The following is a 25,031-nucleotide window of genomic DNA, read 5'->3' as shown; positions in this document are numbered from 1 at the left end:
GGAAGCTCTGCCGGGAACATGCTTTGGTCATTCCAGTTCGGCGCCCGAATTCCTGACAATCGCCGCCCAGCGATCGACCTCGGTCTTCACATAAGCCGCAAAACTGTCCGGCGTCGACCCGCTCAGGGGCTCGCGACCAGCCGGCCGAGGAAGTCGGTGGTGCCACCGGCCGGATAGGGCAGGATCATCTTGATGGTTCGGCTGGGATAGGCCGCCTCGGCAAGGGCACGCGACCCCGACAGCAAGGCGAGCCCGCCGCCAAATCCGCAAATCGCCTCGCGGCGGGTCAACAGCATGGGTCCTCCCAAGGGCAGTTATTTTTGAGTGGCGCCTGCCCTCGCGAACCACATGACCCGCGGTTGCGACATATCAAAGGCGGCGAAAACCGATCCCGGCTGCGGCAGTGCAACAGCCGCGATAACAACTTAATCAGAACGCAACGCTCATCGAGTAAATTTACGAAAACGAGATTTGCGGATCGGGTCCGGTCCCGTTGGTTTGGCTGCAGCAGCCTAAGTTATTGATCCACGTCAGCGCCTTGTTGGCCGCGTCCCCAGGGGCATTACCCATGCGAAGAATGACGATCATTGCCATTGCCACGATGCTCGCAACCGCACCGGCGTTGGCCGAGAGTACCAATATGGCTGGCTCCGGCCCGGCCCCGCTCCCGGCCAAGCCGGTCACGGCAGCACCGGCCGGCGCCGCCAATCCCGTGGCGCACGCGGCCCCGATCAAGCCGGCCGCTGCATCGACCCCCGAATCGCGCTCGGCGGCAGCGCTGGCGCTGTCGCACGAACCGACCTTCGACGAAGGCACCGCGCAGCGGATCAAGGAGGCGGCGCTGAGTTACTCCGATCTCGCGGTACGCGGCGGATGGCCGACGATTCCGGCCGACGCCAAATTCGCGGTTGGCGTGCAGGGACCCTACGACGATGTGCTGCGCACGCGTCTTCTGATCAGCGGCGATCTGGCCTCCGACAAGGCGTCCGGACCGTATGACGCCGTCGTCGCCGAAGGCGTGATGCGTTTCCAGGCCCGCCATGGCCTCGCACCGACCGGCATCATGACGCCCCGCACCCTGGCCGCGCTCAACGTTCCCGTGCAGAAGCGGATCAAGCAGCTCGAGGCCTCGCTCGAGCGCCTCGACAACATGAATTTCGCATTCGGACAACGCTACGTGGTCGTGAACCTGCCCGCCGCCTTCGCCGAGGCCGTCGAGAACGATCATGTGGTGCGGCGTTATCGCGTGATCGTCGGCAAGACCGAGAAACCGTCGCCGACGCTGACCGCCGAAATCACCAGCGTCAATCTCAACCCGACCTGGACGGTGCCGTCATCGATCGCGAAGACCGAGATCTCGGCGCATATGCGCAAGGACCCCGGCTATCTCGCCCGCATGCACATGGACCTGCTCGATGCGCACGACGCGCCGATCGACCCGCGATCGGTGGACTGGTCCGGCGCCCGCACGCCGAATTTCACCGTGCGCCAGCAGTCCGGCAGCTGGAATGCGCTGGGTGCGGTAAAAATCGACATGCCCAATCCCTATTCGGTCTACATGCACGACACCAACCAGCGCAACCTGTTCAGCGACGACTACCGCTTCGATTCGCACGGCTGTTCGCGGGTCGACAACGTGCGCGACCTTGCCGCCTGGCTGCTGCAGGAGGAGATGCCGAAATGGAATCGGGCCGCTATCGACGCGGCCATCGCCACCGGCCAGCGCGAGGACATCGCTCTACCCAAAAAAGTGCCGGTAGCCTGGATCTATCTCACGGCCTGGATGACGAAGGACCAGAACATTCAGTTCCGCAACGACATCTACGACCAGGACGAGCAGCTTCTGGAGGCCACCGCCGAAGAAGCCGCGTTCTTCAGCCGGGCCGCCAATCATCCGTTGACGGCGCACCTGGCGCAATAGGCATCGGGGAACGACGAAACCTAGTTGTCGTTGGTCCGTTCGGCACTTAAGCTGAATGGACTGGGGCGAGAGGTTTCGCATGACGGACCGCCGATCGTCGATGAAAATACTGGCCGGTGCCGCGCTCCTCGGCATCGCGCGCCGGGCGAGCGCACAAAAAGCGAAATCATTCACGATCGCCTACCTCGCTTTGCTTCCGGGCGAGGATCGCAACTTCGTGCCAAATTTTTTGCACCGTCTCGATCAGCTTGGTTACGTCGACGGACACAACCTGCACTTTATCTATCGCTCCGCGGACGGCCGGCCGGAACTCTTGCCCGGCCTTGCATCCGACCTCATCGGGATGAAGCCCGATGTGCTTGTCACCGGATTTGGCACGTTGGCCGCCAAGGCGGGCAAGGCCGCCGGAGACGGCATCCCCGTTGTGTTCATGGCTGTCGGCGATCCCGTCGGCGCCGGGGTCGTCGCAAGTCTCGCCCGGCCCGGCGGCAACGTCACGGGATTGTCGGACCTGGCCGCCGGCTTGCAGGGCAACCGGCTTCAGCTGTTGTGCGAGATCGTTCCTGCCGCCTCGCTGTTTGCCGCGGTCTTGAATCCGGGCACGCCGTACGCGGCCCTTGCCTACAAGGAACTCGAGGCCGCAGCGCAGGTCGCGAAGGTCAAGCTCCGGGCCTTCGAGGTGCGCTCGCCCGAGCAGATCGCGCCGCAGCTCGAGGCCAGCAAGGCCGCAGGCGCCGGCGGCCTTGTGATCTTCGAGGACCCCCTCACCTTCAGTCAGCGGAGCGAGATTGCCGCGGTCGCCTCCCGCCTGCGTTTGCCCGCTGTCTACGGATACCGGGAGTTCGCGGAGGCAGGCGGCCTGATGTCCTACGGCACCGACCATGGCGCGCAATGGCGGCGCGGCGCGGAGATTGTCGACCTCATCCTCAAAGGCGCGAAGCCGGCCGACATCCCGGTCGAGCAGCCGACCACGTTCGAGTTCGTCGTCAATCTCAGGACGGCCAGGGCCTCGAACTTCACGTTGCCGCCAACGATCATGATCCGCGCCGACGACATCATCGAATGAGCATCGCTGCTTCCGAAATGGCACTTTTGGGACATGCCGACTGCATCGAGCAATGCCCGGGTTTGAGGTGCCGGCGAAACTTCCGCTCTTTGCCGCGTCCGGTCTCTATCGTTCGTTTCCAGTGAATTCGAGCAGCGCTTCGCGGACTCGCATCGTCAAACTGCCCCACTCGCGGGTCTCGCGCTGCCGAAACAACCGCGCGCTCGGGTACCAGGGGCTGTCATCCCGGTCGAGCAGCCAGCGCCAATCGGGAGCATGCGTCAATAAAATCCAGACCGGCTTGCCCAATGCGCCCGCAAGATGTGCGACACTGGTGTCAACGGATATCACGAGATCGAGCTGCGATATCAGCGCCGCCGTATCGGAAAAATCTTCGATTTCTTGACTGAACTGGAGCATGTCGCAACTCGTCAGCATCTCCGCGTCACCGGCGCGAACCTCCTTTTGCAGGCTCACAAAGGTGGCGTCGATGTCCAAAAGCGGCAGGAGGTCGCACAGCCTCATCGACCGCTCTCCATCCCTGACATGTTTCGCATTGCCCGCCCAGGCAAGCCCGATCCTGGGGGAGCGTTTGGTCCCAAGCAGCGCGCCCCAATATTCCAGGGTTTGCGTTGGCACGCGCAGATACGGAGCACTTGAGGGAATCGTCTCCAGCCGGGTCTTGAAAGCCAGCGGCAGGCTGGGAAGCGGGCATTGGAAATCGAAGTCCGGCAGAGGATCGCCCTTGGCGATAATCTGCGCCGTGCCGGCAAGACCAGCGATAAGCCCGCAGAGCGGTTCTTCAACTTCCACAATGACGCGTACGCCGCGTGTCGCGACCAGCGGTATGTAACGGCAGAACTGAATGGTATCGCCAAATCCCTGCTCACTGTGGAACAGGATCCTCTTGCCGGCGATACCGTCCTCCCCAAGCCAGAGCGGCTGGGGAAAGTCGCGCGCTGTGATTCTCGCGGATGGAGCCTTGCGGCGCCACTCGTATTCGGCCCATCCACGCTCGAAGTCGCCAGTGACGAGGCTCGACAGGCCCTTGAAAAAATGCGCGTCGGCATAGTCCGGACGGAGCGCAATCGCTCGGTCGTAACTCGCCCGCGCCTCATCGAACCGCTTCAGGTCATGCAGCGTAACGCCCCGATTAGTCAGCGCCTCGGCCCAATCCGGCCGCGAGGCAAGCGCAGAATCGTAGCTCGCCAGTGCTTCCTCGGGCCGTCGGAGTTTATGCAAGGTGACGCCGCGGTTATTGAGCACGGCGGCATCGCCTGGCCGCACGACAATTGCGTGTTCGTGATCCACCAGCGCCTCGTCATATCGCGCGAGGTCATGCAAGACGACGCCGCGATTGGTAAGTGCCTCGACATTATCCGGCTCCAGGGCAAGCGCACGCTCGAAGCTCCTCAGAGCCTCGTCGAATCGCCCCAACTCATGCAGCGTGGCGCCACGATTGACGAGAGCCTGAACATAATCCGGATATAGGGCGATGGCGCGGTCGTAGCTCATCAATGCTTCATCGAGCCGCTTTTGATCGTGCAGCGCGGCGCCGCGGCCGACGAGCGCCTCGGGATAATTCGGACGCAAGACCAACGCACCATCGTAACTCGCCAGCGCTTCATCCAGCCGCCGGAGTTTGTGCAGAATAACGCCGCGGTTGTAGAGCGCTTCGACGTGGTTCGGCTGCAGATTGAGCGCACCGTTATAGCTGGCTAGCGCTTCTTCATGACGTCCCAGTTTTTCCAGTGCGTTTCCGCGATTACTGAGCGCATCGGCATTTTCCGGCCGCAGCGAGATGGCGCGATCGTAGTTTGCGAGCGCATCCCCGAACCGCTTTAGCTCATATTGGGCGATGCCGCGATTAACCAGCGCCTCGACGAAGTCAGGGCGCAGCGTGAGCGCGGCGTCGTAACTTGCCAGCGCGTCGGAATGCCGCCCCATCGCCTGCAGGGTTACGCCACGATTGTTGAGCGCCTCGGGATAGTCCGGCTGCAAGGCGAGCACACCGTCATAGCCGGCCAGCGCCTCGTCGTAGCGGCCGATCGCCTGCAGGACGCCTGCATGATTGTTGAGAATTTCGACATGGTCCGGCTGAATGGCGAGCGCACGGTCATAGCTTTCCAGGGCCTCGTTGTACCGCTTCATCTGTTTCAGCACCGAGCCGCGATTGCTGAGCGCCTGGATGAAGTCCGGCCGCAGCGACAGCGCGCGGTCGTAGCAGGCAATCGCCGCGTCGTTCCTCCCCCGCGACGTATGGATGACAGCCAGGAGATTCAGGGTGACGGTGGAGTCAGGATCGGCCGACAATATTTTGAGACACATTTGCTCGGCCTCGGCGAGCTTTCCTGCATGGTACGATTTCAAGGCGATATCGAAGACCTCTGATATCGTCAGTGAGACGGTCGTCATTCCGATATGCCTTCAGTTGAGCCGGGACGGCTTCGGAACCGGGCCCCAGCCTCCGTCGCTGCGATGGCTTGGTCGCGGATGGCCACCGCGAATGCTCGCAAAGCCGAACGATGCTGCTTTATCTGACTCGCCCGGATTCTGGCCAGTGCTGATCGAGCGACTTCCTGCAAACGGGCACATTCGGCATACCGTCAGATTTCACGAAAAACAATGCGAAGGCCGTCGCGCTCAATTCCGAATAACACCTGCCGGGTTTCTGCTGAGTTTATCATCGGGCCGCTCGCCGTCCGATCTCGGGTAAACCCGAGATCGGAATCATTCGGGGTAGACCGGAAGTGACCGGCGGGCGATCCGAACGACGCAATTGACCGACCCAAAGCGGAACTCGCCGTCGTCAAATGCGAATTTCTACGCCTCGGTTGGGCTGGCCCACCTCGGCGCGACAAAGCGACTTATGCCTAGCGCCGCGAGAATCGCCATGGTTGCGATCACCACACCGGCGATGACATCGACGAAATAGTGGCCACCACCCAGAGGCGTAGCGACAAGCATAACGTTATTGCACGGAACGAAAAATAGTCTCAGCCATCGCATAGGCCAGAAAGCCCAAGTGTAGAGGATTGCTGATACGGCGTGGAAGCTCGGGAACGTCAATACCCCTACGAGCTTAAGTAAATCCAATCCGTGCAAGCTGCCGGCCCGGACAAGTGTCGCGTCGCGCAAAGTGTCGTAATATCCTTGCGGTTCGAAGTAGGGAAAATCCGAAGCGGTCAAGCCTAACTCGCCATAAACCCCAGTGGCCGGAACCATGGCTGAGATGAATGTCGTCGCGAACAAGGCCAGTGCGAAAGCGCAGATTGCCTCGCCGGTTCGTCGGTAATTTCCGGCGAGAGGAAGAACGAACATGATTCCAAGAATTTGCCAGGTGATTGATCGGTAACCAGCAGCCAGAACTGAGATGATTTGCGGGTGACCATTCACGAAATCAAGATAGTAACGAAAATCGAGGCCGAGCGCACGATCCCACGCCAGCAAGGTTCCATCCCACAGTGGCAAATTGATCGATATTGCAACGTAAGTCAGAGAAGTCATTACCGACATGGCGATGATCATTTGCGCAATGGCAACAAGACAGTATGAAAGCCTGGGATTCCGGCGCGCTATCGATTTGACGTTCAGGAGTCCAAACTGCCAATAGAATCCCGCCATCGCGAAAGCGATCAGGTAGCCAGAGGGCCGGATATAGAATTCAGTTGCTAAAAGACCGGCGACTAAGACACCGATGCAGCTAGCCAGGAGGTGCCAGTTAAATGTGAACAATCGCCAGACTGCGGCCGCCTCGTGATCTTCGAATGGAGCACGTGTCGTCCACGCATCTTTGGGCATCTGCAAACTTCAAATAGAAGGGAGAATTTCGGCAGGTTCCGACATTTGAAATGAATCAGTCTTAGTCGTTTCTTCCTGGGTATTTTGCATATGCCAAAGTAGATACGGTAAAGTTATGAATAACAATTTAAACGTGTGTCTCAACCTCACAGTTTGGGTTCTTGTAGACCGCTGGCTACGTTGACAGTTCCAAAGTACAGGAATTCACAATCGTCGCGAGCACCCACTTCCGCTCTTGGACGCCTTTCCCCGGCCCCGGAAGTTCACGTCAATTCTTGAGTGTCCAGCAAACTGGTCCCGCGATAGGCTGTCGCACGGGGCGGTAGAACCTACGGAAATCCGGTGCCTGTAGGTCGCCATTTCCATCACCAGCGGTTCTGTAGCCGCAGGCTTTCGGCGAGGTCGCCGCGGAAATTGTGCTGCCCGAGATGCTGCAGTTTGCATTGCAGATCGACCCAGATCTTGCCGCCGATGTCGCGCCAACGGCGGCAGAACGCGTAATCCTCCGACAGGTAGCGGCCGGAATCAGGATCGACCATGCAGTCGAAGAACAACCAGTGCAGATGCGCCTGCGGGTTCGGCGGGCCGTCCGGAACGTAATTCAGCTTGGGGTATTTCTCCATCATCTGCCTGAACACATCCCGCTTGATGCACATGAAGCCGGTCGGCGCCTCAGCGACCTCGACGAAGCCGTCGGCATCCGCATAGGTGCTGACCCGCTCGGCGCCGTGGCCGATCGGGTTGAACGGATATTGGGTGTAGCGATCCTCGAACTGTTGTTTCGTGGTGCCGGCGGGCAGGCCTTCGGCGGGCCAATTAAAATCTTTCATCGGATAGACGCCGGCGGTGACGTCGCGGTCGATCAGCAAGAGGCGGCAGACCGATTGCGGCGTGAAGGTGATGTCGGAATCGATCCAGAACAGATGGGTCAGTGTCTCGTCGGACAGGAACTCGAGCACCATCTTGTTGCGCGAGCGGGTGATCAGGCTTTCCGAATGCATATGCAGGATGCATTGCAGTCCGAACCGGTTGCAATGATGGGTGAGCTCGAAGATGCTGGTGACGTAGTGCATGCTGACGGACGAAATGTAGCACGGCGTCGCGAACATCACCTTCATCGATTTCAATGCTTCATCGGGTAACATTCTCGCTCGCTGGCTCGGCGGTCGGTCTATTTAGGCTGCAGGTTGTCGGCCGGCTTGTTGTCCGATGGCGTGAGCTTGATCGCGGGCGCGGACTTTGCCGCAGCCTGCTTGGCGCCATTTGGTGCAGGCTGCTTTTGCGCAACAGGCGGCTGGGGTGGCGTCGGCGCGGCGGGCGCGCTTTGTCCGATCGACACCGAGATGCCGAACAACCGCCACTGACCGTTCACCGGCGCGAACGACAGATCGAAATTGACCTGGGTCGGCACCGAGGGAAAGAAGCCCGCCAAATGCATCAGGCCGTTGGCTTCGATCTGCGGCAACAAATTAAGCTGCGGCTCGATCACGGCGACGCCGGATAGATCGAGGTTGTCGTTGCGCAGTTTGGCGAAAATCTCGCCGAGCCGCGCCGCTGTGTTGCTCTGGAAGCCGGGCGCGCCGATGTCGCGCAGCACGGTGTAATTGCCGGTCTTGTTGGCCTGATCCAGCGCAAGCAGCGTCGACCGGATCAGGATCAGCACGCCGTTGCGATCGATCTGCGCGGGCTTCGGCGCTTGCGTTGATGTCTGCGCATGGCCGGCGGATGTCATTGCCAACAGCCCGGCTGCGAACATCAGAACTCGCCAGCCGCGCCACTTGTCAGTCACCACGTTGCCATTACCATGCGACGGTTACTCCGGCCTCCGCCGACGGCACCTTGCGCAAATCCGGCGGCGACGCCGCCATTGAGGACCACACATTTCGCCCGCGCAACATGCGCGCAACACATCTTAGCCATCACCACTGCAACGCAACCGCGCTGCGCACGCCGACCAGATTCCTTTCCAGTCCAATGCCCGCGCCGGCATTGACGACGACCGCGTAGTTCTTGGTGTCATACAAAAGTGCCGTCGCTCCCACGCCGAAGGCGTTGCTGCCCTGGAAGTTGCCGTAGCTTGCCGATATGCCAAACCGGCGCCCCGCCTGCAGTGCCGGCATCGCACCGGCCGCGAGCGCCACCGCGGTACCCGTACGCGCCTCGAGCCGGTTGTCGATGACCTGCGACTGCAGCGAGGAAACTTGCGACTGCAGCGAGGTGAGGTTTTGCGGGTTGAAGCCGCTTGTTGCCAGATTGCCATTGGCGTCGCTGGTGACGAACGAGGTCGGGCCGGACTGCGCGGCGAGGCTTGCCGCCGAGGTGATGCCGGACATCCGGTAAGTGTTCGACGCGGTACCGATGGCGACCTGGTTCACGGCGGTTGCGGCGGCGCCATTGCCGAACGCAGCCGAATTGGCGAATGTCGCCGAAGAGTTCGGGCCGAAAGCCGCGGAATTCGATCCCGTTGCGACCGCGCCATCGCCGAACGCCGCACCGCCGTTCGCGGCGGAAGCCAGCGCACCGACCGCGACCGAACCGGTCGCAACCGCGCCGTTGCCGATCGCGATGGCGTTGACGCCGGTGGCGGCGGCGTTTTGGCCGACCGCGACCGCGCCGGTCGCGGTGGCCTGCGCACTGGCGCCGACAGCCGTGGCACCGGTGGCGCTCGCAATGCTGGCTTGGCCAATCGCGGTGGTGGCGGCGCCAGTGGCGTTGCTGCCCTGACCGAAGGCGCTAGAGGTGGACCCATCCGCAACGCTGTTGACACCGGTTGCGGTCGCGAAGTTCCCGTTCGCAACGCTGCCTGTGCCGATCGCGGCTGCGTTCGTGCCGTTGGCGAAACTGTTGGCGCCCGTCGCGATCGCTGCGAGCCCGTTCGCGCTGCTGCTTGCACCGGTCGCGGTCGCTTGAATGCCATTTGCGAAGCTCGCCGCTCCAGTCGCCGTCGCGAGGTTGCCGTTCGCGATGCTGCCCTGGCCCGTCGCGGTGGCGAATTGGCCGTTCGCGGTGCTGAACTCGCCCGTCGCGGTCGCCTGGGCGCCGTTCGCCGTGCTGTTCAGCCCAGTCGCGGTCGCAGCGAAGCCGTTGGCGAAGCTACCGTTGCCCGTCGCGGTCGCCAGGGTGCCGTTCGCCAAGCTGCTCCAGCCCGTCGCGGTCGCGCTCTCGCCGTTCGCAAAGCTTTGTTGGCCAGTCGCGGTCGCCTTGGTGCCGTTCGCGAAGCTGTCCGAGCCCGTCGCGGTCGCGCTGTCTCCGGTTGCGTTGGCGTTCTGGCCGGTCGCGGTCGCGTTGACGCCGTTCGCGTAGCTTTGCTGGCCGGTCGCGGTCGCCTGGGTGCCGTTCGCGGTGCTGCCTTGGCCCGTCGCGGTCGCCTGGGTGCCGTTCGCGGTGCTGCCTTGGCCCGTCGCGGTCGCTTGGATGCCGTTCGCGGTGCTGGCTTGGCCCGTCGCGGTCGCGCCGACGCCATTCGCGGTGCTGTTCATACCCGTCGCAGTCGCGAGGTCGCCGTTCGCGATGCTGCTCTGGCCCGTCGCGGTGGCGAAGTTGCCGTTCGCCAAGCTGGCCAAGCCGGTCGCGGTCGCCTGCGCGCCGTTCGCGATGCTGAGCGCGCCCGTCGCGGTTGCGCTGAAACCGTTCGCGGTGCTGTTCTGGCCGGTTGCGGTCGCGAAGTTTCCGGTGGCAGTCGCGCCGGTGCCGGAAGCGTAGGCATTGGTGCCGGTGGCCGTCCCGCCGTTCAAGGACTGCGCCTGCGCCCTCGCCGGAACTGCCCAGAGGGCCGTGGCAGCGATCGATACGCCGGCCGCCAACGCTAGTCCCCGCAGCGTCCCGCCCGATAAGGCGCTCGATGCCAGCAGCCGCGCCCGGCGGTCGCGCGGATAAAACACGTCGGAAGCCTGCGCCATCGCCGGTTGCCCCGCCGCTGAACTTGCCAGTGTCATCGCCGGCTCCGAATTCGTGTGAAATAACTTTCGTGTAAAATATAGCTTGTGCTAAATCATCTTCGCTCGGTACAACCCTACGTTGGGACCCTTAACTGAATCCAGGGCGCGAACAAGTGCTGGCGCGGTGCGGGGCTGCGGCCCTCGAGTGTTTTGCTGGTGATGTGGCCTTTCAGCAACAAACCCTGATTACGTCTGCGCAAAATACCGGCCAAATGCGAGCCCGCGCATTGAGTGCAATGCGTGATGGGGCAGCAGTATCTCGAAGAGCATCGGCTCAAGCAGGATTCCCCGACCCGACGGGTCGTTGCCGCGTGCTGCAATTTGGCAATGTTCCTCGACGTCACCAAAGGGCACTGGCTGTCGATGTACCGGAACCGGTTTCCGACAGGCGCGCCGCCACTTGAAATGCGGCTCATGACAAAAGAGCGGCGCGCCGGCGTCGAGCTTGCCGATGACTTGCCGAACTATAGTCGTCACTCCGGCAAGTTCATGTTGAAGCTGATCGCCGCCTGGATTGCGATGGGTTTGCGCAGGCCCGAAATCACCTTGGGAAAGACCGTCCGCGGGGCGCAATAGGCGCTCACCATATTGCGCCTGCATCTTATCCGATCTGACCGATATCCGTACGCGCATTGCTGCCGTGGCGAACGTTCATGCGGCCGTGCCGCGGCCGGAAGGAATTCCGCGAAGATAGCCATGCCGGTGAAGAGCTAGCCCTGCGTCACCCAGGCGGGCAGCCGGGTGAACCACGGCCGCGCGGATTCGAGTTGCGCCGCGAGTTGCAGCAGCCGATCCTCTTCGCCGAAACGCGCAACGAATTGCACCCCGAGCGGCAGCCCATCCGCGGTCCAGTGCAAGGGCACGCTCATCGCCGGCGTGCCCGTCAGATTGGCGAGCTGCGTGAATGGCACATATTGCAGGCTGTCGCGTGCAATCTTGTCGACGGTGCCGTCGAGCAAACCGGCGCGCGTCAACAGCCCAAGCAGGCCCGCCCGATCGAGCAGCTTCAGCACCGCCTGCTCCGCGGCTGACGGGTCGCCCTCGCCATGGCGGATCGGCGGGTGCGCGAGCGTCGGCGTCAGCAGCAGGTCGTAACGCGTATGAAAACGCCCAAGCGCCCTCGCAAATTCATTCCACTTCAACAATTGCGCCGTCAGCGTCGCGGCCGAGGTTGCGCCGCCGAGCGTCGCCAGCACCCGCGTCAGGAGCTCGAAGTCCGAAGAGCGCGCGCCGGCGGCGCGTGCCTGCGCCACCACGGCAGGCACCTGTCCGAAATAGACATGCAGGTAAGCCTTCGCCAGCGAAGCGCCATCGATTTCGGGCGCAGCTTCTTCGACCTCGTGGCCGAGACTCCCGAGCAGCTTTGCCGCGTCGCGCACCGCCGCCACGGCTTCGGGGTGAACCTCCGTTCCGATCGGCGAGGCCGCGGTAAAGCCGATGCGCAGCCGGCCGGGATCGCGCCGCATCAGTTTCGCGTAGGGCTCGGCCGGCCCGGGCACCGCAAAGGGATCGCCGGGCTCTCTGCCCGCCGAGACGTCAAGCGCCGCCGCGGTGTCGCGCACGCTGCGGGAGATCACTCCTTCGCTCGAAGCGCCGTACCAATATTCGCCATAGGCCGGGCCTGAGGAAATGCGGGCGCGCGAGGGACGTAACCCGAACAGGCCGCAACAGGCGGCGGGAATGCGGAGGGAGCCGCCGCCGTCATTGCCTGCCGCCATCGGCACGACGCCCGAAGCGACCGCGGCTGCAGCGCCGCCGCTGGAGCCGCCGGGCGTGTGATCGAAATTCCAGGGATTGCTGGCGCGGCCGAACAGTTGCGAGTCCGACACGGCCTTGAGCGCAAATTCCGGCAAATTGGTCTTGCCGAAAATCAGGAGTCCCGCATCGAGATAGCGTCGCACCACATGGGCGTGCTCGGGCGCGACGCCGACCATCGATCGGCTGCCATAGGTCGTCGGCAGGCCGGCATAGTCCTGCGCGCAATCCTTGATCAGGAAGGGAACGCCGGCGAAAGGACCGGCCAGCGGCTTCTTCAATTGGGAGCGGGCTTCGTCCTCCATCAGGCGGCAGATTGCATTCGTCTTTGGCTGGGCCGCCGCGCTCTGCCGCAGCGCGAGGTCAAGCAATTCCCCCGCGCTGATCTCCCCGCGCGCAACGCATTCAGCCAGCCCGACCGCGTCGTGCTGCAGATATTCGCTCAATTTCATGGCGCGCCCCCTAGACCCGGGGCGACGGTATCACGCCATGCGCGGATTAACGTAGCCCGCGCTGGATATCCAACGGATTACTTTTCGAGTTATTTCGGAGCCGCGACCGGGATGATGGGCATCGTCGGCAGGGATGCTCGAATGCGCTGCGAGAAATCAGGCGCGCTATCGGCCGCCTGCGCGGCCTCGTCAATCAGCGAACGACGCCGCAGTTCCTCAAACGGCAGCGTGGTGTCGATCCGGCCCGAATAATAGAGGTAGCCATCGATCAGACCGTTGAGCAGATGCCGGACATCGAGGCGGCCGCCCCGGCCGACGGCGTTGGCGTATCGCACGATGTTGATGGTGCAGCTGTTGGTCAGCAGGTGATAGAACTCCGGCCGATCGGCGAGTTCGTTGATCCGCGCCAGGTAAACCAGGAGCAGCCGGCGGGCATCGTCGGGTGAGGTGTTGAGACGATAGAGGTATACCGCCTCGTGCCGATAGTTGGCGCGTACGCCTACGAGGTCACGCTCGTCACCCACCACATAGATCAACTCGAATTGCTTGAAGAGGGAGGCTATCGGCGCAAAGCTCTCGCCGACCTCCGGCCGCGTTTCGATGGAAATGCTCAGCGGCGGCGCGTTGTCGAAGATGAAACTCAGGAACGTGTGTCCGACCGGACCCGCCATAAAGTATGACACGTAGAAATCGAGGGCCGTCAAGTGCGACAGCAGCACCTCGCGCTCCTCGTAGCGCACCGTAAAATCATCCCGGGTTCGGTAATTGAAGTTGCGAACACCGGTGAGGTGCACGCGGTCGCCGTCGATGAATGCCCGTGGCATCACCGCGACTTCCGGCCGCCAGGGACGATCGTGCGAGGGGCGGATGGTGATCCACCAAGCGGCCACACCGAGAGATAGCGCAATCACGATCACGGACATGTGCCGTTGACGTGAAAGCAAGAGAGCCCAGACCGCGAACGCCGCAAAGACGCCCGCCAACCCCAGACGCAGCCCTGCTGACGGCAGATTCGAATAGTAGATGGCAAGGGTGGTCCACGTGATTAGCGCGGCCCAGCACAGAAACCAGATCGTTGCGATCAGCCACCCGAAAGACCTGGACAGGAACCCGCGAAGTAAACTCAACGGCTGCTCCGACTCGCTTCTTGTTGCGACCTCACCTGCTCAGTGTGTTCTTGTAGATTCTGCCATCCTTCATGATGACGACAAAATTCTTGTCGGGATTCGCGACGAGGTTGATGTCGTCGAGGGGATTGCCATCGACCAGCAGCAGATCTGCAAGTGCGCCGGCTTCTACGACGCCGAGCTTGCCGGGATAGGGATTGATGGACCCGGACAGCGCCATCAACTCACCATTGTCGGCGGTTGCCATCTTGAGCGCTTCCGCAGGCGTATACCAGCGGACCATCATGGCGAGATACTGCCCCTGACGGCTGGCAGCCGCCGCATCGCCCAGAATATCGGCTCCCCAGGCCGTCTTGACCTTGTACTTCCTTGCGAGCTTGTAGGCATTCTCGGTTCCCGCGAACACGACCAGCGCTTTCTTTTGCGACACCGGGCTCATCCGTGCGAAAACGTCAGCATCGTAGGTCAGCGGCTGCAAGCTCCACCAGATGTCCTTGTCCGCCAGCAACTTGGCGGTGGGCTCGTCGATCAGTTGGCCGTGTTCAATGCATCTGACGCCCGCGGCGACCGCTTGGCGGATCGCAGCCGGCGTATACGCATGCACGGCCACATAGGTGCCCCAGTTTTCGGCCGCCTCGACAGCGGCATGAAGCTCCGCTTCGGTGAACTGAATCGACTCGATCGGATTGTGGGGAGAACTGACGCCACCGCCTCCCATCAGCTTGATCTGACTGGCTCCCTGTCTCAGTTGCTCGCGCGCGCGCAGCCGTACCTCATCGGGGCTGTCGGCGATGGCTGCGACGCCCGCGAGCTCGGACTGGCTCAACGGCCCGCCCAGTGCCCGCGGGACCTCATAGCGAGACCGAAAGTCTCCATGGCCCGAGGTTTGAGAGATCATTGCGCCCGAAGGATAGATGCGAGGACCAACCGTGACGCCCTCGTCGATGGCGCGCTTCAATCCGAACACAGGACCACCCATGTCGCGTATGGTGGTGAAACCCCGCATCAGCGTTGCCTCGGCTTGTCGCGCAGCCAACAGGTTGAGGTAGCCGGGATCCGCCGTCATGAGGATCGCAGGCGACACTGCCGCCATGAACATATGCCAATGCGCGTCAGGCCTGGCATCAGCACGCGGCCGTTGGCGTTGATCACGCGGACGTCGGCACCAGTCTGCGTGACAGCAGGGTTCGCCGATATCTGCTCGATGATGTTGCCCCTCACAAGCACGCTGGAAGGCGGCGACAGCGCGGCATTCTTGCCATCGAAGATGCGGACGTTCTGAAAAACCGTCACCCCGCCGACGGGCAAAATGGGAGCGGCCTCCTCGGGTCCCAGTTCCAGCGCCTCATATTGCGCGCGGCCCGGCTGGCAAAGTCCGAACAGAAGCGCTGCCGACAGCAGCGGCGCGCACAACGCGCGCGGCAAGTTCCAGACCACCGCCCGGACGAATGAGGTACTCGGAAAATTTCTTGAGTCCATCGTACATGCTCCGCTTGGAAAGCACGAGACCCGTCACACTACCTACTATCCGCAGCCATTTTCGAGCGGTGGATGCGGGCACTCGTTCCGTTGCCTCACCCAAGCCCGCCGGGGCCACGTGCGGTTACATTCTTTCGCTGATAAAGCCGTGAAGAGAAGAAGGGATGCGCTAAAATTGTCGGCAAGGCGCGAGGCCATATCGAAAACCTAAAAGTCGAAAATGGCAAGAGATAGCGATTGCAACTGGTATCACTTGTTCGATATGCTTCGTGCTCTCGTCTCTTGCAGACGAACGTCAGATTGGTTTTCTCATCGGAGGCCGTCATGACCCATGCTTCAGACACTCTTATAAATTCTCAAGCCAGTTCTGAATTGGCACCGCTGCGCGCCAAGTCGGGCTGGATCGTCGCACTCGGCGTCGTCTATCTGCTCGCCGGGTTTATCGCGCTTGGCAGCGTTGTAATGGCCACTGTCGCGAGCGTCCTCGTCGTCGGCGTGATGATGATCATCGCCGGCGTCGCCGAAGTATTCAGCGCCTTCCAGATCAAGAGCTGGGGCAAATTCCTGCTCTGGGTCCTGCTCGGTGTGCTCTACATCATCGCGGGCTTCGTCACGTTCGAGAATCCACTGCTCGCCGCCGCGCTGCTCACCCTCATTCTCGGCGCATCGCTGCTGGCCTGCGGCATCATGCGGATCATCCTGGCCTTCAGCATGAAACGGGAAACGCCCTGGATCTGGGTGCTGCTGTCCGGCGCGATCACGCTGCTGCTCGGCCTGCTGATTTTGGCGCACTGGCCGGTCTCGAGCCTCTATATCCTCGGCGTGTTCCTTGGCATCGATCTCATCATGGCCGGCGTAGCCTGGATCGGACTCGGCTTCGGTCTGCGCCAAGTTCGTTGAGGTGTAGTCGGCGGACTGCGCGCCACACGGTCTCTTGGTCGCCGTTAAGGAGACGCCCATGCGCTGGATTTACCTCGCCGTCATCATTCTGATCGCGGCGGCGACGATCATCTTTGCGCTGCAGAACTTCGAGATCGTCACGATGTCCTATCTCGGCTTCAATGCCCGCGTGCCGCTCGCAGTGTTGGTTGGCGTCGTCTACCTCCTGGGCGCGGCGACGGGCGGCAGCCTGTTCGCGCTGCTGCGTCGATCATACGAAGGATCAAGACGCAGCATTGTGGGCTCGCCCTGAATTAAGGTGTCGTTTCATCGGCGGCCAAAGAAGATGACGATGGGCCAAACAGCACGCGAACCGGTTCTGGTGGACCTCGCTTTGCAGGGCGGCGGCTCCCACGGCGCGTTCACCTGGGGCGTCCTCGATCGGTTGATCGAGGAGCCCTGGCTGCGGATTGACGCGATCTCCGGCACGTCGGCGGGTGCGATGAATGCAGCCTTGGTGGCGGACGGATGGATACAAGGCGGAGCCGAAGGCGCGCGGGCGGCGCTCGAGGCCTATTGGCGGCGCGTGTCGCGTGCCGCGGCATTCAGTCCGATGCAGCGCTCGCCGCTCGATCGAATGATGGGCCGCTGGACACTCGATACGTCGCCCGCCTATGTCGTCATGGACCTGATGGCCCGCGTGCTTTCGCCCTATGATCTTAATCCACTCGGCCTCAACCCGTTGCGTTCCATTCTCGCCGAAAGCCTCGATTTCGGCCGACTCGCCAATGCACCAATCAAGCTGTTCATCACCGCGACCAACGTGCGTACCGGCCGCGGCCGCATCTTCCGCAATGCGGAGATCACGGCCGACGTCCTGCTTGCCTCGGCTTGTCTGCCGACCATGTTCCAGGCGATTGAGATCGACGGCGATCCCTATTGGGATGGTGGCTACGCAGGTAATCCGACCCTGACGCCGCTGGTGCGCGAAAGCGACGCGCACGACACCATCCTGGTGCAGATCAATCCACGCGAACGGCCGGACCGGCCGCGCACGGCAAACGAGATCCTCAACCGGCTGAACGAGGTTTCCTTCAATTCGCCGCTGATGAAAGAATTGCGCATGATCGCGCTGCTGCACGAAGTGGCGGATCCCGGACACGGCGAAGGCGCGCGCTGGGCTGGAATGCGCACGCACCGGATTATGAGCGACGCGCTCGCGGACTTCGGTGCGTCGTCGAAGCTCAACGCCGAGTGGGAGTTCGTTTCGCTGCTGAAGGAAGAGGGGCGCAAGAGCGCCGACGCATTCCTCACGGCCCACGGCGAGGACATCGGAAAGCGCTCCACGGCCGATCTCGACGCCCTGCTCGCGGAATGCTGAGGTGACGACTGTGTCAGGGCTACTCGGAATCCTGATCGGGCTCGGCCTGCTGATCTGGTTCGCCTTCAGGGGCTGGAGCGTACTGCTGCTGGCGCCGCTCGCCGCTTTGATCGCGGCGATGTTCTCCCGCGAGCCGCTGCTCGCCCACTGGACCCAGACCTTCATGCTCAGCGCGGCAGGCTTTCTGGCGCAATTCTTTCCGCTGTTTCTGCTTGGTGCGCTGTTCGGCAAACTGATGGAGGACAGCGGCTCGGTCGCCGCGATCGCGAGCTTTATGACACGGCGGCTCGGCCCGCAGCGGGCGGTGCTGGCGGTGGTGCTGGCCGGCGCGATCGTCACCTATGGCGGCGTCAGTTTGTTCGTCGCCTTCTTCGTATTGGCGCCGATGGCACAGGAGCTGTTTCGTGCGGCTGGCATCCCGCGGCGTCTGATGCCGGCCGCAATTGTCCTCGGCACCTCGACCTTCACCATGTCGGCGCTGCCCGGGACGCCGTCGATCCAGAACGCGATCCCGATGCCGTTCTTTGGCACTACGCCCTTTGCGGCGCCCGGCCTCGGTATTCTTGCATCGCTGATCATGCTCGCCTTCGGCCTGTGGTGGCTCAATCGCGAAGAGGCGACCGCAAAGAGGAACGGCGAAAGCTTCGGCGACGGCGCGCCGATGCCGGCCGAACGTCTCGCGACCGACGAAAAGTTGCGTGAACGCACCACCACCGCGCGTGAGTTCGATCCGGCAGAGATCACGCACGGCGAGACGACCGACGCGCCGCCTCCGGCCATGCTCGCCGCGCTGCCCCTCATCGTGGTGATTGCCGTCAATCTGGCGATGTCGTTGTTCATCCTGCCGGCACTCGACACGCGCTTTCTCGCGGAAGCTCGCTGGGGCGAGACGTCACTCGCAGCTGTCGGTGGCGTGTGGGCTGTGATCACCGCGCTTGCCTGCGCGATCGTCGCCGTGATCGCGGTCAATTTTCGCCGACTGCCGGCTCTGCGCGCCACCATGGATGCCGGCGCCAATGCTTCGGTGCTGCCGGCGATGAGCGTGGCGAGCCTGGTCGGCTTCGGCGCCGTGGTGGCGGCGATGCCTGCTTTCGGCGTGGTACGCGACGCAGTACTCGGCATTGGGGGCGGTCCGTTGGTATCGCTGGCAGTCGCCACCAACGTTCTCGCAGCCCTTACCGGCTCAGCATCGGGTGGGCTGACCATCGCGCTCGACGCGCTCGGGGCGACATACATGTCGCGCGCGGCGGAGATAGGGCTCAATCCGGAGCTGCTCCATCGCGTGGCAGTGATCGGTTCGGGCACACTCGATAGCCTGCCGCACAATGGCGCGGTGGTCACTTTGCTTGCGGTCTGCGGATCGACGCACCGGGACAGCTATCGCGATATCGTGGTGGTCGGTATCATCGGCGCCCTTGTAGCGCTCGCCGCCGTCATCGCGCTCGGCTCCCTGGTGGGTTCGTTCTGAGCTATCCGCGTGCGCGGGCGCGTAACACGGGCCGCGCGATCCAAACAATCCCTCCTCGCAATGGCTTGCGTCAAAACCTCCCGCGACACTTATTACCTTCCTATAACGTTGCCGTAACACCCATCTCGAAATCTTATGTGCAACGCGGCAGCTTACAATTAGCTACGACCAGACGTCTATTGTTCCTGATCCATCGCAATCTTCCTTCCCGGAACGCGCAACCATCGCGCCCGGAAACAAGCGCGACAAGGAGCACCTCATGTTGGATGTCGTCATGCTGGTCCTCGGGCTCGGCTTCTTTTTGGTGGCGGTTGGTTATGCGCACACCTGTGAACGCCTCTGAGGAGAACGAAAATGGTTTTCGATTATTCACTTGCCGCCCTCGTCGCTGCCGGCTTGCTATGTTACTTGATCTTCGCCCTGCTGCGGCCTGAGCGGTTTTAGCGCCGTCAGGCACGCCAACATGGTCGCAGCTGGCGCCAGCGCGCGGGTCGGCGGGCACGCTTCTTGCCTTTTTCCGGCGTAAGCTGGACGGTTGCTGTGAGCAGCACTCCGTCCCCGCACACATCCGCGGGCGACGCTACTGTATCAGAAATCTATATGCGACAATCAGAGCCACCATGCCCGCGAAAATCAGCAGTGCCGGAAGGGATTTTCGGATCATTGGCTTCGTCGAATGGCGCGCAGCCGATAGTCCGGGCTGAGGTTTAGGCCGTCCCTGAAGCCGCACGACTTTGCCCTCCGTCGTTACTGTGCGAGCCTTTGGTTCCGGCGCTACGCCCGTGCCTCCCATCTCGCTGTAATAAGCGCTGTAGACCTCGCGAACGGCCAGGGCGGTGGACTCGGCCTCGCTCATCGTCTCGAGTCGGGTTCGATAGTCAGTTAGAAAGCTCTGTGCGTTTGGCGGAAGGTCATCGAAACCACCGAGCTTCGCCATCATGAGCCAGGTGGCAAAATCCGCCTCGGCTTTCGTGCGAGCTTTCCTGGCGATACTGGTGTTGGAGCTGGAGGACATGGTGGTCCGATTGGTTTGTCCGCCCAAACTCGTCCGCGTTCATGGCGATCGTTGGACAGTCCAAATGCTCGGGTTTGGCACGAATGCGAATTGCCGGCTGCATTGAGTAATGTCCGAGTTCGAGGGCAAAGCCGAGACGCGATTGACCCGATGCGGGCCCTGCGCCGCCCTGTTCCGGGGAGTTCTCGCGGGGGCCCGAGCGGAGGGGGTGACGCAGCGAGACGGACTATGAACTATCGAGACCGATGGATCCGCAGCCGCTCGCGAGCGAGCGCCAGTAGACCGGCGGCAGCTGGCGACAGCTCGCGGTCGCGCAGGCGCATGATGCCGATCTCGCTGGAAAGCCGCGGGCGCACCAGCGGACGCGACACAAGGTTCGGATGGCCCCCCGGGGGCCAGGGACGAGCAGGGCCGACCGCGACACCGACGCCGCGGCCCACCAGGTTCATCAGGGTGAGCGGCAAACCGACCGTCACGACATGGCGTAACGTGAAACCGGCGGCGGTCGCTGCGGCGTCGATGAGGCGCCGCGTCGTCGAACCGACCCGGTACGACACCAGCGCAACGTCCTTGAGCGCGCCGAACTCGATCTGCCGCAGGCGCGCCAGCGGATGGTCATCGCGCAGGACGACCCATAGTTCCTCAACGCCAAGGCTTTCCGTCAGATGCGAGTCGGGCAGATCGCCGATATCGCCGACCCCGAAATCCGCAAGGCCGCTTCGCACGTCGTCCCTGACGTCATCCTGGAAGCCTTCGCGCAGCTGGATCTCGACGCCGGGAAAGCGCCGCCCGTACTCGGCGATCACGTCACTCATTCGAACCGGAATCAAGCTGGTCACGATGACCTGACCGCGCTGCTGCTCGGTCAGTTCGCGCAGGCTTCGCATGCTGAGTTTCAGGTCGTTGAACACGCGCTCAGCCATCGCGACGAATTCGCGACCGGCCGCGGTGATCGTGACCTGGCGCGTGGTGCGCAGGAACAGCGGCAGCCCGAGCGTCTGTTCGAGCCGTTTGATGGTCAGCGTGAGCGCCGGTTGCGATATCCCGAGATACGCGGCGGCGGCGATGAAGCTGCGATATTCCGCGATCGCCAGCACCGCGGCGAGTTGGCGCGAATTCACCTCGGGCAGTGCGCCGGCGCGCTTTGGCGGTCTTTTAGCGGCGGGGCCGGGTACGGAGCGCTCCATGGAAGAGCCTATTTGCAGCCGGGATCGGCAGCTCGGTACGCGATGATTTATAATAAAAACAGCATCGATGAGCCTATCAGGTTCCAATTGCAAATCAATCCGAAGCCTTTACAAACGACGCGCCTGATGGCTCGTCGGCTCGCAGTTCTATCGCGCCGGGGGCGGCTTAAAATAAAAGGAACAAGCATCGAGGGAGCACAATGAGCGACCGTCCAACGCCGAAGGGCTCCTGGTTGATCGTCGCCTTGCTGTTTTTGTTCATGCTCATCAACTTCGTCGACAAGGCGGTGATCGGGCTTGCCGCAGTCCCGATGATGAAGGAGTTGAATCTCAGCCCGAGCCAATTCGGGCTTGTCGGCTCGAGCTTCTTCTTGCTGTTTTCGCTCTCGGCGGTCGTCACCGGCTTTATCGTCAATCGGGTGCAGACGCGCTGGGTGTTGCTGGTCATGAGCCTCGCCTGGGCATTGACCCAGTTTCCGATGGTCGGCACGGTGGGATTCGCGACGGTGCTCGCCTGCCGGATCGCCCTCGGCGCCGGCGAGGGGCCGGCCTATCCGGTCGCGCTGCACGCGACCTACAAGTGGTTTCCCAACGAGCTGCGAACGCTTCCCACCGCCATCGTGTCGCAGGGCGCGGGGGTCGGCCTGATGGTGGCGTTACCCATGCTTAATTGGGTCATCATCAACTACTCCTGGCACTGGGCTTTCGCGGCGCTGGGCATCGTTGGGCTCGCCTGGACGGGGGCGTGGTTGCTGCTTGGCCGGGAAGGTCCGATCGTAGGGTCGGCAGCGCCAACCGCGACGGCGACGCCGGATCGCGTATCCTATGCGCGGCTCTTGTGCAGCCCGACCGTGCTGTCGAGCTGGTGCGCGTTTTTCGGAGCTTATTGGGGTCTGTCACTGGCCATCTCCTGGCAGGCGGCATTTCTGATCAAAGGGCTGGGCTTTGCGCAGGGATCTGTTGGCCTGTTGAGCGCCCTGCCACCGGGCATCAGTGTGGTCGTGGTGATCGCCGCCGGCTGGTACTCACAGCACCTACTTGCTCGCGGGGTGTCGAGCCGGATGGCGCGCGGCGTGTTCGGCGGCGCCTGCGTCGGACTTGGCGGCATCGCGTTGCTCATCATGCCGCAGATGCCAACCATCCCCCTCAAGATCGCCATGACGACCATCGGAATCTCGCTGCCGTCGGTCATCTACGTGTTCAGCCACGCCGTGGTCAGCGAGGTCACCCCGGTCGCTCAGCGCGGCGCTCTGCTTTCCATCGGCAACGCGGTCGGCACATCGGCCGGGCTGCTGGCGCCCTACATCATGGGCAGCGTCATCGAGACAGCGGCCACGCCGCTTGACGGCTTCTACACCGGCTACGTCATTTGTGGGATCATCATGCTGATCGGCGGCATTATCGGTATGGCGCTGATGCACCCCGAGCGGGAGGCGGCGCGGTGGGCGCCCGAACTACCCAGGCAAGCCGCCATCAGGTCGGCTTGAAGAAGCGCGCGGCGTTGTCCCCGGTCGTGGTGATCTTCGAGGCGACGCCCGGCGCACCCACCTCGTGCTCCTGCAACAGCGTTTCGAGAGCAAGCAGGCGCTGCGACAGGCACAATGTCGGCCGGTCGTCCAGCTTCAACCGTCTGACGAAGGTCGCGGGCTGGCACCGCAGGGAGACAAGTCATGGCGACACCGGAAATCATCGGTTCTATGCGGTCGACCTACACGCGCGTCGCGTGCATGGTCTGCGAGGAGAAGGGGATCGAGTACGTGCTCACGGAGAGGCCGCTGCACGCGCCGGAGATTCTCGCTATCCATCCCCTGGGCAAAATGCCGGTGCTGCGCCACGGCGATGTCGAGCTCTTCGAATCGAAGGCCATCGCAACTTATCTCGATCGCAGCTTTCCGGCTCCGTATGTCTTCCCATCCGATCCTCGCCGCGCCGCGCTCACCGAGCAATGGGTCTCGCTCGTCAACACGGTGATGGATCGCACCCTGATCCGGACATATCTCTACACGTATATTGCCCCCAAGACCGGCGATGGAGAGCCTGACCGAGAGGCGATCGAAGCCGTTATGCCGGCTCTGCGCGAGCAGATCGGGGTTCTCGATAAGGCGGTCGCCAAGAGCGGCTATCTTGTCGACGATCAATTCACTTTCGCTGACATCAACCTGCTGCCGATCCTCTATCGTGTCCAGCAATTCCCCGAGGGCGCGGAGGCTCTCGCCGCCGCGCACCATCTCGCCGGTTACTACGACCGGCACGCGGCACGGCCAAGCTTCAAGCGTACCACTCCGCCCCCCGGCCCCCCGGCCCGGGTGAAGCCTGGTTAGCGCAATCCAGGTCGCTCTCGATCAATGATCGGCGGCACGTTGGCCTGATAGTCCTATCGTCGTGCTTGGGCGGGTTTGACGAGGTGATCGAATGATGATGAGGCGGCGGTCTTGCCTCCCATCTACGGCCCGATTGGTTCGAGAGGAAGCGAGGATGCCAACTCACGACATGAAAAGGGTCATCGAGGAGCGGCGCCTCGGGTGAGCGCGAATTGCGTGATATAGGACTTACCCCGCGGACATTGCCGAGGAGATCGGCAAGCCGTCTTGGCAATAAGTGAAGGGGAGTTGGCCGTGAGCAAGGAGATATTCAGCCCGGCGTCGCGGTCGCAACACGGAGATGATCATGTCGAAGCCGTCGAAGGAATTCATTAACCCGACGACCCTGATAGCGCCGGCCGCGGCCGTGTATTCGCACATCGCCAAGGTCCGTCGCGGAACGATCGTCTATATTTCCGGCCAGGTCCCGAGCGACGCGTCCGGCAAGATCATTGGCGAGGGCGAATTCGAGGCACAGGTTGAGCAGGTCTTTGCCAATCTCAAGATTGCAGTCGAAGCCGCCGGCGGCGTGATGGCCGATATCGTCAAGCTGAATTACTTCCTCGCCGCCGAGGTCGATCAGGTCGACGTGCCGAAAATGCGCCCGATACGCGACCGCTATCTCAACGTTGCCAAGCCGCCGGCCAGTACGTTTGTTGTCGTGAGCCGCCTGATGCGGCCGGGGTGGCTGATCGAGATCGAGGCGGTTGCCGCAATCGACGACTGAGCCAACCGCTGGTCGGCGGCCGCGACCTCCGAGGGCGAGCTTTCCAATGTGACGCGCTCATACAGGGGCAAGGCTGTGGTCCGGTACGTCAAGCAGGTCACATTGCGCTGCACGAGTCTGGCGGCCCTTTTGGTTTCCAGGGATGTACTCACAAAGGCGCAGATGTCGGCTTGTGGGGGATAAGCTGAAATCTTCTGCTCAATCGGTGCATTACCGGTTTTGACCCTTACACGGCCAATCCCGACCATGCACACGGCCAAGACCCCAAGCGTTGGCCAGCCACAACGGAATCGTTTCCTCTTGAGGCCCGACGTTTATTACCGGCACGACGGGCCCGCCGCATGGATCGACCCGGTCGTCCTCAGGGCGATAACGATATCGTGGAACAAGATAAGAATCCCAGTAAGGCCTTTCCACGGGCACCCTGACGATAAGCCTCGTCCGTGGTTCACGAACAACTTTGGTATCCCGCGCACGGGCTGCGACACTAAATGTC

The 25,031-nt window shown here is 62.5% G+C and carries 22 protein-coding genes and 1 pseudogene; 11 read left to right on the top strand and 12 right to left on the bottom strand.

Annotation, left to right across the window (positions count from 1 at the left end; all coding sequences use genetic code 11):
* Window positions 1–122 precede the first annotated feature (122 nt).
* Window positions 123–296 (bottom strand): hypothetical protein, encoded by a 174-nt coding sequence (locus B5527_RS43715; protein WP_154072167.1) that lies wholly within the window; start codon window positions 294–296, stop codon window positions 123–125.
* Window positions 297–568: 272 nt separating this feature from the next.
* Between B5527_RS43715 and B5527_RS11285 the strand changes: the two genes are divergently transcribed.
* Together B5527_RS11285 and B5527_RS11280 are read left to right on the top strand one after the other, a co-directional pair.
* Window positions 569–1,921: a L,D-transpeptidase family protein gene (locus B5527_RS11285; RefSeq protein ID WP_079601352.1), complete on the top strand. Its 1,353-nt coding sequence runs from the start codon at window positions 569–571 to the stop codon at window positions 1,919–1,921.
* A gap of 79 nt (window positions 1,922–2,000) precedes the next feature.
* The gene (locus tag B5527_RS11280) at window positions 2,001–2,987 is read left to right on the top strand and encodes an ABC transporter substrate-binding protein (RefSeq protein WP_172842544.1); all 987 of its coding nucleotides are present in this window, start codon (window positions 2,001–2,003) and stop codon (window positions 2,985–2,987) included.
* A 105-nt stretch (window positions 2,988–3,092) separates the two neighbouring features.
* On the opposite strand, the gene B5527_RS11275 is transcribed toward B5527_RS11280, so the two are convergent.
* From B5527_RS11275 to B5527_RS43710, 5 genes are all read right to left on the bottom strand, one after another.
* Window positions 3,093–5,381 carry a tetratricopeptide repeat protein gene (locus B5527_RS11275; RefSeq protein ID WP_079601350.1) on the bottom strand — a complete coding sequence of 763 codons (2,289 nt, stop codon included), beginning with the start codon at window positions 5,379–5,381 and terminating at the stop codon, window positions 3,093–3,095.
* A 408-nt stretch (window positions 5,382–5,789) separates the two neighbouring features.
* Window positions 5,790–6,767 carry a phosphatase PAP2 family protein gene (locus tag B5527_RS11270; protein WP_079601349.1) on the bottom strand — a complete coding sequence of 326 codons (978 nt, stop codon included), beginning with the start codon at window positions 6,765–6,767 and terminating at the stop codon, window positions 5,790–5,792.
* Window positions 6,768–7,132: 365 nt separating this feature from the next.
* Window positions 7,133–7,912 (bottom strand): glycosyltransferase family 2 protein, encoded by a 780-nt coding sequence (locus tag B5527_RS11265; RefSeq protein WP_079601348.1) that lies wholly within the window; start codon window positions 7,910–7,912, stop codon window positions 7,133–7,135.
* Between the two features lie 26 nt (window positions 7,913–7,938).
* Window positions 7,939–8,523 carry a hypothetical protein gene (locus B5527_RS11260; protein WP_079601347.1) on the bottom strand — a complete coding sequence of 195 codons (585 nt, stop codon included), beginning with the start codon at window positions 8,521–8,523 and terminating at the stop codon, window positions 7,939–7,941.
* A 163-nt stretch (window positions 8,524–8,686) separates the two neighbouring features.
* The gene (locus B5527_RS43710; protein WP_154072166.1) at window positions 8,687–10,702 is read right to left on the bottom strand and encodes a YadA family autotransporter adhesin; all 2,016 of its coding nucleotides are present in this window, start codon (window positions 10,700–10,702) and stop codon (window positions 8,687–8,689) included.
* Window positions 10,703–10,945: 243 nt separating this feature from the next.
* Between B5527_RS43710 and B5527_RS11235 the strand changes: the two genes are divergently transcribed.
* Window positions 10,946–11,281, top strand: a complete 336-nt coding sequence (locus B5527_RS11235) for a hypothetical protein (RefSeq protein ID WP_154072165.1) — start codon at window positions 10,946–10,948, stop codon at window positions 11,279–11,281.
* A gap of 134 nt (window positions 11,282–11,415) precedes the next feature.
* Here B5527_RS11235 and B5527_RS11230 read toward each other — a convergent pair whose 3' ends face one another.
* From B5527_RS11230 to B5527_RS11220, 3 genes and pseudogenes are all read right to left on the bottom strand, one after another.
* Window positions 11,416–12,912 carry an amidase gene (locus B5527_RS11230; RefSeq protein ID WP_079601344.1) on the bottom strand — a complete coding sequence of 499 codons (1,497 nt, stop codon included), beginning with the start codon at window positions 12,910–12,912 and terminating at the stop codon, window positions 11,416–11,418.
* A gap of 89 nt (window positions 12,913–13,001) precedes the next feature.
* Window positions 13,002–14,039: a DUF4105 domain-containing protein gene (locus tag B5527_RS11225; RefSeq protein WP_079601343.1), complete on the bottom strand. Its 1,038-nt coding sequence runs from the start codon at window positions 14,037–14,039 to the stop codon at window positions 13,002–13,004.
* A gap of 31 nt (window positions 14,040–14,070) precedes the next feature.
* Window positions 14,071–15,440: pseudogene (locus B5527_RS11220) on the bottom strand (amidohydrolase family protein).
* Window positions 15,441–15,842: 402 nt separating this feature from the next.
* On the opposite strand from B5527_RS11220, the gene B5527_RS11215 reads away from it, so the two are divergent.
* The 5 genes from B5527_RS11215 to B5527_RS47075 all read left to right on the top strand — a co-directional run bounded on the left by B5527_RS11215 (window position 15,843) and on the right by B5527_RS47075 (window position 19,690).
* Complete coding sequence (locus B5527_RS11215) at window positions 15,843–16,418, top strand: HdeD family acid-resistance protein (protein WP_079601342.1); 576 nt, start codon at window positions 15,843–15,845, stop codon at window positions 16,416–16,418.
* Between the two features lie 58 nt (window positions 16,419–16,476).
* Window positions 16,477–16,710: a hypothetical protein gene (locus B5527_RS11210; protein WP_079601341.1), complete on the top strand. Its 234-nt coding sequence runs from the start codon at window positions 16,477–16,479 to the stop codon at window positions 16,708–16,710.
* 39 nt (window positions 16,711–16,749) lie between these two features.
* Complete coding sequence (locus B5527_RS11205) at window positions 16,750–17,778, top strand: patatin-like phospholipase family protein (protein WP_079607218.1); 1,029 nt, start codon at window positions 16,750–16,752, stop codon at window positions 17,776–17,778.
* A gap of 1 nt (window position 17,779) precedes the next feature.
* On the top strand, window positions 17,780–19,246 hold the full coding sequence (locus B5527_RS11200) for a GntP family permease (protein WP_245332582.1): 1,467 nt from the start codon (window positions 17,780–17,782) through the stop codon (window positions 19,244–19,246).
* Window positions 19,247–19,600: 354 nt separating this feature from the next.
* Complete coding sequence (locus B5527_RS47075) at window positions 19,601–19,690, top strand: K(+)-transporting ATPase subunit F (RefSeq protein WP_079601340.1); 90 nt, start codon at window positions 19,601–19,603, stop codon at window positions 19,688–19,690.
* A 136-nt stretch (window positions 19,691–19,826) separates the two neighbouring features.
* On the opposite strand, the gene B5527_RS11190 is transcribed toward B5527_RS47075, so the two are convergent.
* Window positions 19,827–20,261: a hypothetical protein gene (locus tag B5527_RS11190; protein ID WP_079601339.1), complete on the bottom strand. Its 435-nt coding sequence runs from the start codon at window positions 20,259–20,261 to the stop codon at window positions 19,827–19,829.
* A gap of 233 nt (window positions 20,262–20,494) precedes the next feature.
* Entirely contained in the window at window positions 20,495–21,448 is a 954-nt protein-coding gene (locus B5527_RS11185) for a LysR family transcriptional regulator (protein WP_079601338.1), read from the bottom strand.
* Between the two features lie 200 nt (window positions 21,449–21,648).
* Here B5527_RS11185 and B5527_RS11180 point away from each other — a divergent pair, with 200 nt between their 5' ends.
* Entirely contained in the window at window positions 21,649–22,935 is a 1,287-nt protein-coding gene (locus B5527_RS11180; protein ID WP_079601337.1) for an MFS transporter, read from the top strand.
* Here B5527_RS11180 and B5527_RS43705 read toward each other — a convergent pair.
* Window positions 22,922–23,074 (bottom strand): hypothetical protein, encoded by a 153-nt coding sequence (locus B5527_RS43705; RefSeq protein ID WP_154072164.1) that lies wholly within the window; start codon window positions 23,072–23,074, stop codon window positions 22,922–22,924. The two genes, B5527_RS11180 and B5527_RS43705, sit on opposite strands and share 14 nt — an antisense overlap.
* Before the next feature lie 44 nt (window positions 23,075–23,118).
* Between B5527_RS43705 and B5527_RS11175 the strand changes: the two genes are divergently transcribed.
* Both B5527_RS11175 and B5527_RS11170 read left to right on the top strand, forming a co-directional pair.
* Window positions 23,119–23,769 carry a glutathione S-transferase family protein gene (locus B5527_RS11175; protein ID WP_079601336.1) on the top strand — a complete coding sequence of 217 codons (651 nt, stop codon included), beginning with the start codon at window positions 23,119–23,121 and terminating at the stop codon, window positions 23,767–23,769.
* 346 nt (window positions 23,770–24,115) lie between these two features.
* Window positions 24,116–24,535: a RidA family protein gene (locus tag B5527_RS11170; protein WP_154072163.1), complete on the top strand. Its 420-nt coding sequence runs from the start codon at window positions 24,116–24,118 to the stop codon at window positions 24,533–24,535.
* Window positions 24,536–25,031 lie beyond the last annotated feature (496 nt).

Origin of the sequence: Bradyrhizobium erythrophlei (genome assembly GCF_900129425.1) — a bacterium.
GTDB classification, from domain to species: domain Bacteria; phylum Pseudomonadota; class Alphaproteobacteria; order Rhizobiales; family Xanthobacteraceae; genus Bradyrhizobium; species Bradyrhizobium erythrophlei_C.
Note: the sequence above shows the minus strand (reverse complement) of the source record. Positions and strands in the feature narration are given on the sequence as shown.